The organism is Rhodopseudomonas sp. AAP120 (assembly GCF_001295845.1).
GTDB lineage: Bacteria > Pseudomonadota > Alphaproteobacteria > Rhizobiales > Xanthobacteraceae > Rhodopseudomonas.
Map to the genome: position 1 here is coordinate 1 of NZ_LJIC01000208.1, position 11,896 is coordinate 11,896.

General features: G+C 67.0%; 10 protein-coding genes. 7 read left to right on the forward strand and 3 right to left on the reverse strand.

Going from position 1 to position 11,896, the window contains the following annotated elements; translation table 11 throughout:
• Both IP86_RS26785 and IP86_RS26790 read left to right on the forward strand, forming a co-directional pair.
• Positions 1 to 697, forward strand: a 697-nt coding sequence (locus IP86_RS26785; RefSeq protein ID WP_054165499.1) for a PopZ family protein, incomplete at its 5' end; no start/stop codon positions are given.
• A 184-nt stretch (positions 698 to 881) separates the two neighbouring features.
• Positions 882 to 3,752: a valine--tRNA ligase gene (locus IP86_RS26790; RefSeq protein WP_054165508.1), complete on the forward strand. Its 2,871-nt coding sequence runs from the start codon at positions 882 to 884 to the stop codon at positions 3,750 to 3,752.
• Between the two features lie 146 nt (positions 3,753 to 3,898).
• Here the strand turns inward: IP86_RS26790 and IP86_RS26795 are convergent, their stop codons facing one another.
• Positions 3,899 to 4,525: a DNA-3-methyladenine glycosylase gene (locus tag IP86_RS26795; RefSeq protein ID WP_156332635.1), complete on the reverse strand. Its 627-nt coding sequence runs from the start codon at positions 4,523 to 4,525 to the stop codon at positions 3,899 to 3,901.
• Positions 4,526 to 4,681: 156 nt separating this feature from the next.
• On the opposite strand from IP86_RS26795, the gene lipA reads away from it, so the two are divergent.
• Together lipA and IP86_RS26805 are read left to right on the forward strand one after the other, a co-directional pair.
• The gene (gene lipA / locus IP86_RS26800; protein ID WP_054165501.1) at positions 4,682 to 5,641 is read left to right on the forward strand and encodes a lipoyl synthase; all 960 of its coding nucleotides are present in this window, start codon (positions 4,682 to 4,684) and stop codon (positions 5,639 to 5,641) included.
• A 9-nt stretch (positions 5,642 to 5,650) separates the two neighbouring features.
• Positions 5,651 to 6,124: a type II toxin-antitoxin system RatA family toxin gene (locus IP86_RS26805; protein ID WP_054165502.1), complete on the forward strand. Its 474-nt coding sequence runs from the start codon at positions 5,651 to 5,653 to the stop codon at positions 6,122 to 6,124.
• Between the two features lie 353 nt (positions 6,125 to 6,477).
• Here the strand turns inward: IP86_RS26805 and IP86_RS26810 are convergent, their stop codons facing one another.
• Together IP86_RS26810 and IP86_RS26815 are read right to left on the reverse strand one after the other, a co-directional pair.
• Complete coding sequence (locus IP86_RS26810) at positions 6,478 to 7,101, reverse strand: CinA family protein (protein ID WP_054165503.1); 624 nt, start codon at positions 7,099 to 7,101, stop codon at positions 6,478 to 6,480.
• A 2-nt stretch (positions 7,102 to 7,103) separates the two neighbouring features.
• Positions 7,104 to 8,300, reverse strand: coding sequence for a bifunctional 2-C-methyl-D-erythritol 4-phosphate cytidylyltransferase/2-C-methyl-D-erythritol 2,4-cyclodiphosphate synthase (locus IP86_RS26815; protein ID WP_054165504.1), 1,197 nt, complete (start codon positions 8,298 to 8,300; stop codon positions 7,104 to 7,106).
• 201 nt (positions 8,301 to 8,501) lie between these two features.
• Here IP86_RS26815 and dusB point away from each other — a divergent pair, with 201 nt between their 5' ends.
• The 3 genes from dusB to ntrC all read left to right on the forward strand — a co-directional run.
• Positions 8,502 to 9,566, forward strand: a complete 1,065-nt coding sequence (gene dusB, locus IP86_RS26820; RefSeq protein WP_082364283.1) for a tRNA dihydrouridine synthase DusB — start codon at positions 8,502 to 8,504, stop codon at positions 9,564 to 9,566.
• Entirely contained in the window at positions 9,563 to 10,735 is a 1,173-nt protein-coding gene (locus IP86_RS26825; RefSeq protein WP_054165506.1) for a two-component system sensor histidine kinase NtrB, read from the forward strand. The genes dusB and IP86_RS26825 overlap by 4 nt, the downstream gene beginning before the upstream one ends.
• Positions 10,736 to 10,745: 10 nt before the next feature.
• Positions 10,746 to 11,896: nitrogen regulation protein NR(I) (ntrC, locus tag IP86_RS26830; protein WP_054165507.1), on the forward strand; the 1,151-nt coding region annotated here is incomplete at its 3' end.

Below are 11,896 nucleotides of genomic sequence, written 5' to 3' on the forward strand. Positions count from 1 at the left end.
GGCTCCGGCCAAGCCGGTTGCCGCCGTCGCTCCGAAGCCCGAGCCGCCCAAGCCGGCTCCTCAGCCGAGCAAGCCCGCGGCCATGACCCCACCGCCTGCACCGAGCCCGCCGCCGCAAGCCGCCGCGCCGAAACCGGCCGCCGCGCCCAAGCCGGCCCCTGCGCCGCCGCCGGCCGCCGAGAGCAACAGCCAGGACGATATCGACGCATTGCTCGCCGGGCTCGACGCCGCGACCGTCGAAGAAGAGGTGCGCCCGCCGCAGCCGGACGGCGACGTGCTGGAACTGACCGACGAGATGGCGCTGCCGGAGCCCGAGCCGGCTCCACCGCCGGCGCCGACCCCGTTGCCGCATGCGGCATTCCAGAAGCCGATCGAAGACGATCTGGAATTCGCCGAGGCCGCGCCGAAGCCGCGCGCGCCCGAGCCGCGGGCGCCGGAACCGCCGCCGCAGCCTCCGCAGGCGTCCTGGTCGGAGGAGCCGCAGGCGCCGATCATGTCGCGCGCGACGATGTCGGCGGTCGAATCCGCCTTCAACTCGCTCGCCAATACCGTTCTCAGCAACAACGCCCGCACGCTTGAAGACCTGGTCAAGGAGATGCTGCGGCCGATGCTGAAGTCCTGGCTCGACGACAATCTGCCGACCTTGGTCGAGCGGATCGTGCGCCAGGAGATCGAACGCGTCTCCCGCGGCCGCTGAGGCGAGGGCGACGCGCTTCACCCCGGCCGCCGCAATCCTGTTTTTCATCCTGTTTGGCGGTCGGACCTGCGCGGCTGACCCGTCCGCTTGACCTGCGCCGTTGACTTGCGGCGCTCCGGAAGGTTTCTAGCCCCGACCAGACGCGCGTCCGCCGCCGGCACGCGCCATTTTTGATTGCATGGCCATGATCGAGAAAACCTACCAGCCCGCCGACATCGAAGGCCGCATCGCGCGCGCCTGGGACGAAGCCGATGCCTTCAAGGCCGGGCGACCCGACCGCCAGGGCGCCGAGCCGTATTCGATCGTGATCCCGCCGCCGAACGTCACCGGCTCGCTGCATATGGGCCATGCGCTCAACAACACGCTGCAGGACATTTTGTGCCGGTTCGAGCGGATGCGCGGCCGCGACGTGCTGTGGCAGCCCGGCACCGACCACGCCGGCATCGCCACCCAGATGGTGGTCGAGCGCCAGCTGATGGAGCGCCAGGAGCCCGGCCGGCGCGACATGGGCCGCGCCAAGTTTCTTGAGCGCGTCTGGCAGTGGAAGGCCGAAAGCGGCGGCGTCATCGTCAACCAGCTCAAGCGGCTCGGCGCGTCGTGCGACTGGTCGCGCGAGCGCTTCACCATGGACGAGGGGCTGTCACGCGCCGTCGTCAAGGTGTTCGTCGAACTACATCGCCAAGGCCTGATCTACAAGGACAAGCGGCTGGTCAACTGGGACCCGAAGCTGCTGACCGCGATCTCCGATCTCGAAGTGCAGCAGATCGAGGTCAAGGGCAATCTCTGGCACCTGCGCTATCCGATCGAGGGCAAGCAGTTCGATCCGGCTGATCCGTCGAGCTTCATCGTCGTCGCCACCACGCGGCCCGAAACGATGCTGGGCGACACCGCGGTCGCGGTGAATCCGGAAGACGAGCGCTACACCCATCTTATCGGCAAGCACGTCATCCTGCCGCTGGTCGGCCGCCGCATTCCGATCGTCGGCGACGAGTACTCCGATCCCGAGAAGGGCTCGGGCGCCGTGAAGATCACGCCGGCGCACGACTTCAACGACTTCGAGGTCGGCAGGCGGCATCATCTGCCGCAGATCAACGTGCTCGACATCGAGGGCAAGATCTCGATCGCCGACAACAGCGCCTATCTCGAAGGCCTGCCGGAAGGCGCGCATGAATTCGCCGAGGAGTTGGAAGGCACCGATCGCTTCGCCGCGCGAAAGCTCATCGTGCAGCGGCTCGACGATTTCGGCTTCCTGGAGAAGATCGAGCCCAACGTCCACATGGTGCCGCACGGCGACCGTTCGGGCGTGGCGATCGAGCCGTTCCTCACCGACCAGTGGTACGTCGACGCCAAGACCATGGCGCAGCCGGCGATCGCAGCGGTGCGCTCGGGCGCGACCACCTTCGTGCCGAAGAACTGGGAGAAGACGTATTTCGAATGGATGGAAAACATCCAGCCGTGGTGCATCTCGCGCCAGCTGTGGTGGGGCCATCAGATCCCGGCCTGGTACGGCCCGGACGGCAAGGTGTTCGTCGCCGAGACCGAGGAAGAGGCGATCGGCAACGCGCTCGGCTATTATGTCGAGCAGGAAGTGCTGACGCCGGCGCAGGCGCACGACATGGCCGAAGATCCGGTCAAGCGCGAGGGCTTCATCACGCGCGACGAGGACGTGCTCGACACCTGGTTCTCCTCGGCGCTGTGGCCGTTCTCGACGCTCGGCTGGCCGGACGAGGCGCCGGAGATCGCGCGCTACTACCCGACCAACGTGCTGGTCACCGGCTTCGACATCATCTTCTTCTGGGTCGCCCGGATGATGATGATGGGCCTGCACTTCATGGACGATGTGCCGTTCCCGACCGTCTACATCCACGCCCTCGTCCGCGACGAGAAGGGCGCCAAGATGTCGAAGTCCAAGGGCAACGTCATCGATCCGCTCAATCTGATCGATCAGTACGGCGCCGACGCGCTGCGCTTCACGCTGGCCGCGATGGCGGCGCAGGGCCGCGACATCAAGCTCGCCTCATCCCGCGTCGAAGGCTATCGCAACTTCGCCACCAAGCTGTGGAACGCCTGCCGCTTCGCCGAGATGAACGGCTGCGCGGCGCCGGCCGGCTTCGACTACACGTCGGCGAAGGAGACGCTGAACCGCTGGATCGCGCACGAGACGGTGCGGGCGGTGAAGGATGTCACCGAAGCGATCGAGACCTATCGGTTCAACGACGCGGCCGGCGCGGCCTATCGCTTCGTCTGGAACGTGTATTGTGACTGGTATCTCGAACTCGCCAAGCCGGTGCTGATGGGCGAGGACAGCCCCGCCAAGGCCGAGACCCGCGCGATGGTGGCGTGGGCGCGCGACGAGATCCTCAAGCTGCTGCATCCGTTCATGCCGTTCATCACCGAGGAACTGTGGGCGGTGACGGCGCCGCGCGACGGTTTGTTGGTGCTGGCGCAATGGCCGCGCAAGGCCGGCATGAGCGAGGAGCAGCTCGCGGTGATGACCGCGTCGGCGGCGAGCGATCCGATGGTCGCGCCGGCGCTGCTCAACATCCCGACCGAGCAGCCCGACTTCACCGACGACGCCGCCGAGGCCGAGATCGGCTGGGTGGTCGATCTCGTCACGGCGATCCGCTCGGTGCGCGCCGAGATGAACATCGCGCCGTCGACGCTCACGCCGCTGGTGCTGGCCGGCGTGCCGGCCGAAACCCAGCATCGCGCCGAGCGCTGGAGCGACGTGATCAAGCGGCTGGCGCGCGTCGGCGAGATCAGCTTCGCCGATGCCGCACCGCAGGGCGCCGTGCAGCTCCTGGTCCGCGGCGACGTCGCGGCGCTGCCGCTGAAGGGCGTGATCGACTTCGCGGTCGAGCAGGCCCGGCTGGAGAAGGAACTCGGCAAGGCCGAAGCCGACATCAAGCGCGCCGAGGCGAAGCTCGCCAACGAGAAGTTCGTCGCCAACGCCGCAGAGGAAGTGGTCGAGGAAGAACGCGAAAAGCGCGAAGCCGCGATCGCCCGCAAGATGAAGATCCTCGAAGCCCTGCTGCGGATCAAGAACGCCAGCTGAGCCGTGCCCCGGATACAGCGCAGCGCGCCGCCCTTTGCGGCGTGGTGCGCTGCTGATCCGGGGCCCCGGTGTCCGGCGCTGACGCAAAACCGGGGTCCCGGATCTGCGGAGTAACGCTGCGCGTTGCGCCGCGTCCGGGACACGGGTCAGCGCGGGAACGGCTTGCTCACAAATTTCGAGCCCCTCAGCCCGAACCGCCACGGATAGTCCGCCGCCTTGGTGATGCCGATGCGGGGGCCGGTGACGATGTCCGGCGTGGTCGTCCGTCGGTGGATCGCGAACGGTGCGGCGTCGAGCGGCAGGGCATTCGCGGCGATGGTGATGCCGAGCGCCTGGGTCAGCTTGCCGGGCCCGGAGCACAGCGTGCGCGGATCGTCGAGCCCGCGCCGCTTGCGCATCGCATCCACCCCATGCGTCGGCTCCAGCGCGCGGATCAGGACGGCGCTGGCGGAGCCTTCCGCCTCACAGACGAAATTCACGCACCAGTGGATGCCGTAGGAGCGGTAGACGTAGGCGTAACCGGGCGGGCCGAACATCACCGCGTTGCGCGGCGTCTCCCCGCCATAGGAATGCGCCGCCGGGTCGGTGTGGTGATAGGCCTCGACCTCGACGATGACGCCGCCGACGCCGCCATACAGCAGCGTCGCTCCGATCAGCTCGGGCGCGACGGCGTGAACGCTCCGCGCGAAGAAGCGCCGGGTCAGCAGCGGGCCGAGACGACTTGCGGCAGGCGCCAACTCGGCGGGCGCAGCGGGAACGCGGGAGCGGGGCATCGATCCGGGGCGAGAAGAGGTCGGGACGGCGCGGACGCGCCGGGATTGCCGAAGATTCGAGCATTATTCCAAGGGATAAGCGCCCGCAAGCGGCCCGGGTTGCGGGACGGGGATTGCCGGATTAGGTAGGGTTCTCGCATCCAATCCGGGGCCAGCATGGTCGTTCTTGTCGATACCGTCTCAGCCAATCCCGTCCGTCCCCGGCATCCGGAGAAGGCGGCGCGGCCGGATGCGCTGTCGCCGAAGAAGCCGGACTGGATCCGCGTCCGCGCCCCGACGTCGCGTGGCTATGGCGAGACCAAGGGCATCGTCAAGGAAAACGGCCTCGTCACGGTGTGCGAGGAGGCCGGCTGCCCGAATATCGGCGAGTGCTGGGACAAGAAGCACGCCACCTTCATGATCATGGGGGACACCTGCACCCGGGCCTGCGCGTTCTGCAACGTCAAGACCGGGATGCCCGGCGCGCTCGACCCCAACGAGCCGGCCTACGTCGCCGAGGCGACCCGCAAGCTCGGGCTGCAGCATCTCGTCATCACCTCGGTCGATCGCGACGATCTCGCCGACGGCGGCGCGGCGCATTTCGCCGCGACGATCCGCGCCGTGCGCGAAGCCTGCCCGACCACCACGATCGAGATCCTGACGCCGGACTTCCTGCGCAAGGACGGCGCGCTCGAAGTCGTGGTCGCCGCCAAGCCCGACGTGTTCAACCACAATCTCGAAACCGTGCCGTCGCGCTATCTGTCGGTGCGGCCCGGCGCCCGCTACTTCCATTCGATCCGGCTGCTGCAGCGGGTCAAGGAACTCGACGGGGCCATCTTCACCAAGTCCGGCATCATGGTCGGGCTCGGCGAGGAGCGCCACGAGGTGCTGCAGGTGATGGACGACCTGCGCTCGGCCGATGTCGACTTCCTCACCATCGGCCAATATCTGCAGCCGACCCGCAAGCACCACGCGGTGATGCGCTTCGTCACGCCGGACGAATTCGCCGGCTATCAGACCACCGCCTACGCCAAGGGATTCCTGATGGTGTCGGCGTCGCCGATGACGCGCTCGTCGCATCACGCCGGCGAGGATTTTGCCAAGCTGAAGGCGGCCCGCGCCGCGCTGGCGCGCTGAGCTTCGCCGATGCCGCAGTTTTCCAGCAAGCGCCGCGTGCCGCACAGCGCCCAGCAGATGTTCGACCTCGTTGCCGATGTCGAGCGCTATCCGCAATTCGTGCCGCTGTGCAAGGCGCTGAAGATCCGCGAGCGCAACGTTCAGCCGGACGGCACCGAAGTGGTGATCGCCGACATGACGGTGTCGTTCAAGCTGGTGCAGGAGACGTTCACCAGCCGCGTCACGCTCGACCGCGACAATCTGAAGATTCTCGTCGAGTATTTGAAGGGGCCGTTCTCCAATCTGGAGAACCGCTGGACCTTCGTGCCGAAAACCGAGCGCGCCTGTGAAGTCGGCTTTTTCCTCGCCTACGAGTTCAAGAGCCGCATGCTGGCGACCCTGATGGGCGCGATGTTCGACACCGCCTTCCACCGTTTCGCCGCCGCGTTCGAAACCCGCGCCGATCAGGTCTACGGCGGAACGCCGAAGCTGTCGCGGGCGTAGTTGGGTTCTGACCGTCATCAGCTCCGCCGTCATTGCGAGGAGCGCAGCGACGAAGCAATCCAGCTCAGTGCAAGGAGCTGGATTGCTTCGCTTCGCTCGCAATGACGGAGAGGCTGAGCACTCCACTATCCACAAACACCGCGGTCATCGCCCGGCTTGACCGGGCGACCCAGTATTCCAGGGCGGCTGCGGCTAAGTAACAAGCGCTCTGGGATACTGGGCCCTCCGCTTTCGCGGAGGGTGACGGTGGTGGTGGGGCGATGCCGTGCATCTCAGCCCGCCCCAAGACTGGCTTCATCGCGAAGATTGGCTTCCTCGCCAGATAAGCTTGGCTGCGACGAGTAGCTTCGTCGCTAACTCTTCTTCGGCTTTACCACCCGCTTCGGCGCCACGCGCTTTCCGGCGGCGGCGCGGCGGGGGGTGCGGGCTACGCGTTTGTGGACGCCGGTCGCCGGCGCGGGCTTGGCTTTGACGGGCGGCTTCGGGCCGCGGGCCAGTTCCAGCAGCATCCGCAACGCTTCGACCACCGAGCGCTGGCGCACGTTGCTGCGGCCGATCGCGCCGAAGCGGTGTTCACGGTGGATGATGCGGCCGTCGCGCGCAGCGGCGCCGAAATGCACCAGACCGACCGGCTTGTTCGGCGTCGCGCCGCCGGGGCCGGCGATGCCGGTGATCGATACCGCCAGATCGACGTCGGCTTTCTCGAGCGCGCCGACCGCCATGGCGATCGCGGTCTCCTTGCTGACCGCGCCGAAGGTGTTCAGCGTCGCCGTCTCGACGCCGAGCAAATCGTGCTTGGCGGCGTTGGAGTAGGTGACGAAGCCGCGGTCGATGACGTCGGACGAGCCGGGGATGTCGGTGAGCGCGCCAGCGACCAAGCCGCCGGTGCAGGATTCAGCCGTCGCGATCATCAGCTTGCGCGAACGGCACAGGTCGAGCAACGCGCGGGCGAGGGTGCGGGCGTCGTTGCTGCCCATCGCTAGGAGGCCAGACCGTCGGCGCCCCAGGGCAGCCGGATGGTGGCACTTGCGGTAGCGGCGATGCCTTCCTCGCGGCCGGTGAAGCCGAGCCGCTCGCTGGTGGTCGCCTTTACGGCGACGCGCGACACCGGCACGCCGGTGATCTCGGCAATGCGCTGACGCATCGGATCGCGCAGCGGACCGATCTTCGGTCGCTCGCAGATCATCGTCACTTCGAGATTGGCGATACGGCCGCCGCGCGCGGCGACGCGATCGACCGCGTACTTCAAGAACTTATCGGACGCCGCGCCCTTCCATTGCGGATCGGTCGGCGGAAAGTGCGAGCCGATGTCGCCGTCGGCCAGCGCGCCGAGGATTGCGTCGACCAGCGCGTGCAGGCCGACGTCACCATCCGAATGCGCCAGGAAGCCGCGATTATGCGGCACCTTGAGGCCGCACAGCCAGACGTGGTCGCCCTCGCCGAAAGCGTGGACGTCGTAGCCGGTGCCGGTGCGGATATCACCGAGCAGCGCCGTGAGGCGGCTCTCTTCGCGCGCAAAATCGTCCGGCGTGGTCAGTTTCATGTTGGCAGCATCGCCCTCGAAAGTCGCAACCGTCAATCCCGCCCATTCGGCGATCGCGGCGTCGTCGGTGAAATCATCGCGGCCGTCTCGGGCGGCGCGGCGGTGCGCGTCGAGAATGACGTCGAAGCGGAACGCCTGCGGCGTCTGGGCGATTCGCAGCGTCGCGCGGTCCGGCGTCGCTTCGACCTCGCTGGCGGCATTGATCTGCTTCACCGTGTCGGCGATCGCCACCACCGGCAGTGCCGCGCCGGTCTTGCCCGCGGCGATGATCGCGCGCGAGATCAGCGCGGGCGTGACAAAGGGACGCGCCGCGTCGTGGATCAGCACGATATCCGGCGCGAGGTCGGCGAGCGCTTCGAGGCCGGCGCGGACCGAGGCCTGCCGGGTCGCACCCCCGCCCACCGCGGGACGGAAATTGAGACCGGCAACCGCCTCGTTGAACAGCGCGGTGTCATCCGGATTGGTCACCGGCTGTACCGCGAAGATCTCCGGGTGGCTGCAGAATGGCAGCAAAGACCGCGCAATCACGGGGCGTCCGGCGAGCGTCCGGTATTGTTTCGGGCCGCCAGCGCCGGCGCGCAGGCCTCGGCCGGCGGCGACAATGATGGCAGCGGTACGGGGGGAGGTCGACATCGGTATCTGGGTCAGCTTCTTGGCAGGCAGTGAAACTCAGCGGGGTGCGCGCCAGCCCTTAGCATGACTAGGAGTGGATTCAGCATGTTTCGCGGTTCTGCCGCTGGGCATAATGCTGCAACGCACTTGCATGTCTGGTATAACTGGCTAAACTGTAGGCAATGACATATGATGCTCAAACATTGAGCTAGACCAGTCGCAATGAAGCGCTGGCGACCAAATGAGCAGCTTGTGACCCGCCCCACAGTAACAGGTTCGCCGCCTTTGAAAATCGGCAATATTGCGGTGGCCAATCGGGTGCTGCTGGCGCCGATGTCCGGAATTACCGACGCGCCGTTTCGCAAACAGGTCGCAGCGCTCGGCGCCGGCCTTGTCGTTTCCGAAATGACCGCCAGCGAGGACCTGGTCAACGGCCGCGCGATGTCGATTCGGCGCTGTGACGCGATCGAGGGCGGGCCGCACGTCGTTCAGCTTGCCGGCTGCCAGCCGCATTGGATGGCCGAGGGCGCGCGAATCGCCGAGGCGGGCGGCGCCGACATCATCGACATCAATATGGGCTGCCCGGCCCGGCATGTGACCGGTGGGCAGTCCGGCTCGGCGCTGATGCGCGATCTCGATCATGCGCTGACGTTGATCGAAGCGACGATCGGCGCGGTGCGCGTGCCGGTGACGCTGAAGATGCGGCTCGGCTGGGACGACAATTCGCGCAACGCGCCGGAGCTGGCGCGGCGCGCGCAGGACGCCGGCGTGCAGCTCGTCACCGTGCACGGCCGCACCCGCTGCCAGTTCTACAAGGGCGAGGCGGATTGGGCCGCGGTCCGCGCAGTGCGCGAGGCGATCGACATTCCGCTCGTCGTCAACGGCGATATCCTGACCTATGAGGATGCCGTCAACGCGCTCGATCAGTCAGGGGCCGATGCAGTGATGATCGGCCGCGGCGCGCAGGGCCAGCCGTGGCTGCCCGGCCAGATCGGCCGCCGACTCGCGGGCGGTAACGCCGAGGAGATGCCGTCGCTCACTGATCAGCTGACATATCTTCGCGAGCTCTATGACGGCGTGCTCGGCCTGTACGGCGAACGCATCGGCCTGCGCCACGCGCGAAAACATCTCGGCTGGTCGCTCGACGTCGCGGCCGCCTATAGCGGCGCGCCGGCCGACGCGCTCAAACACTGGAGAACCGAAATCCTCACCAACACCAATCCGGCCCGTGTGCATCGCGCGCTCACTGACGCCTACGACGACTTTGCCTGGAGAGCCGCAGCATGAACGCCGTCCTCGAACCGCGCGGCGTCAAGCCGAACGAGAGCGATGCGATCCTCAACGCGCTGCCGAATCCGGTGCTGCTGGTCGGCCCCGACGGCAAGATCATCGACGCCAACATGGCGGCGGAATCGTTCTTCGAAATCTCGACGCAGTTACTTCGCCGGCAGTCGTTGACCGAGCTGGTGCCGTTCGGCAGTCCGCTGCTGGCGCTGATCGAGCAGGTGCGCAGCGGCAATTCGCCGGTCAACGAATACAAGGTCGATCTGGGCACGCCACGGATCGGCGCCGACCGCCAGGTCGATCTGCACGTCGCGCCGCTCAACGAACGGCCGGGCCACATCGTGGTGATGCTGCAGGAGCGCACCATCGCCGACAAGATGGACCGCCAGCTCACGCACCGCAGCGCCGCGCGCTCGGTGATCGCGCTGGCCGCGATGCTGGCGCACGAGATCAAGAACCCGCTGTCCGGCATCCGCGGCGCGGCGCAGCTACTTGAGCAACAAGCATCATCCGAAGACCGCATGCTGACGCGGCTGATTTGCGACGAGGCCGACCGCATCGTCACGCTGGTCGACCGCATGGAAGTGTTCGGCGACGATCGCCCGGTGGCGCGCGGCCCGGTCAACATCCACTCGGTGCTGGATCACGTGAAGCGCCTGGCGCAATCCGGCTTCGCGCGAAATATCAAGTTTGTCGAAGACTACGACCCGTCGCTGCCGCCGGTGCTCGCCAATCAGGATCAGCTGATTCAGGTGTTCCTGAATCTCGTCAAGAACGCCGCCGAGGCGCTGGTCGATCTCGGCGCGGAGGGCGAGATCCAGCTCACCACCGCGTTCCGTCCCGGCGTGCGGTTGTCGGTGCCCGGCAAGAAAACCCGCGTGTCCCTGCCGCTGGAGTTCTGCGTCAAGGACAACGGCCCCGGCGTGCCCGAGGACCTGCTGCCGAATCTGTTCGATCCGTTCGTCACCACCAAGGCGTCGGGTTCGGGCCTCGGGCTCGCGCTGGTGGCCAAGATCGTCGGCGACCACGGCGGAATCATCGAATGTGAATCGCAGCCGCGCAAGACCACCTTCCGCGTGCTGCTGCCGATGTACAACACGGCGAAGGCCTACAATCAGAGTACGGGCGAGGACGAGCCGGCGTCGTCTCCTGCCTCACAGAACGCAAGATGAGGACTGACTAATGCCCGCAGGTAGTATTCTTGTAGCGGACGACGACACCGCCATTCGCACGGTCCTCAATCAGGCGCTGTCGCGCGCCGGATACGAGGTGCGGTTGACCGGCAACGCCGCGACGCTGTGGCGCTGGGTGAGCCAGGGCGAGGGCGATCTGGTGATCACCGACGTGGTGATGCCCGACGAAAACGCGTTCGACCTGTTACCACGCATCAAGAAGATGCGGCCCAATCTGCCTGTCATCGTGATGAGCGCGCAGAACACCTTCATGACCGCGATCCGCGCGTCGGAGAAGGGGGCCTACGAGTATCTGCCGAAGCCGTTCGACCTGAAGGAGCTGATCGCCATCGTCGGCCGCGCGCTGGCCGAGCCGAAGGAGCGCTCCAGCAATCCGGCGGACGAGGGCGAGTTCGATTCGATCCCGCTGGTCGGCCGTTCGCCGGCGATGCAGGAAATCTACCGCGTGCTGGCGCGGCTGATGCAGACCGATCTCACGGTAATGATCTCCGGCGAGTCCGGCACCGGCAAGGAGCTGGTGTCGCGCGCGCTGCACGATTACGGCAAGCGCCGCAACGGCCCGTTCGTCGCCGTCAACATGGCGGCGATCCCGCGCGACCTGATCGAATCGGAGTTGTTCGGCCACGAGCGCGGCGCCTTCACCGGCGCCAACAGCCGCGCCTCCGGCCGGTTCGAACAGGCCGAAGGCGGCACGCTGTTCCTCGACGAAATCGGCGACATGCCGATGGAAGCGCAGACCCGCTTGCTGCGCGTGCTGCAGCAGGGCGAGTACACCACGGTCGGCGGTCGCACCCCGATCAAGACCGACGTCCGCATCGTCGCCGCCTCGAACAAGGACCTTCGTATCCTGATCCAGCAGGGGCTGTTCCGCGAAGATCTGTTCTTCCGCCTCAACGTCGTGCCGCTGCGGCTGCCGCCGCTGCGCGAACACATCGAGGATCTCCCCGATCTGGTGCGGCACTTCTTCGCGCTCGCCGAGAAGGACGGGCTGCCGGCTAAAAAGCTCGACGCCGCAGCTTTGGAGCGGCTCAAGCAGCATCGCTGGCCCGGCAACGTCCGCGAACTCGAGAACCTCGCCCGCCGTCTCGCGGCGCTGTACCCGCAGGACGTCATCACCGCCTCGGTGATCGACGGCGAGCT

What these genes read in the sequence shown, in the direction of transcription:
- IP86_RS26825 (WP_054165506.1), top strand. Translation starts at nt 9,563, where the DNA reads ATGAACGCCGTCCTCGAACCGCGCGGCGTCAAGCCGAACGAGAGCGAT.
- IP86_RS26815 (WP_054165504.1), bottom strand. Translation starts at nt 8,300, where the DNA reads ATGTCGACCTCCCCCCGTACCGCTGCCATCATTGTCGCCGCCGGCCGA.
- IP86_RS26805 (WP_054165502.1), top strand. Translation starts at nt 5,651, where the DNA reads ATGCCGCAGTTTTCCAGCAAGCGCCGCGTGCCGCACAGCGCCCAGCAG.
- lipA (WP_054165501.1), top strand. Translation starts at nt 4,682, where the DNA reads ATGGTCGTTCTTGTCGATACCGTCTCAGCCAATCCCGTCCGTCCCCGG.
- IP86_RS26810 (WP_054165503.1), bottom strand. Translation starts at nt 7,101, where the DNA reads ATGGGCAGCAACGACGCCCGCACCCTCGCCCGCGCGTTGCTCGACCTG.
- IP86_RS26790 (WP_054165508.1), top strand. Translation starts at nt 882, where the DNA reads ATGATCGAGAAAACCTACCAGCCCGCCGACATCGAAGGCCGCATCGCG.
- IP86_RS26795 (WP_156332635.1), bottom strand. Translation starts at nt 4,525, where the DNA reads ATGCCCCGCTCCCGCGTTCCCGCTGCGCCCGCCGAGTTGGCGCCTGCC.
- dusB (WP_082364283.1), top strand. Translation starts at nt 8,502, where the DNA reads ATGAAGCGCTGGCGACCAAATGAGCAGCTTGTGACCCGCCCCACAGTA.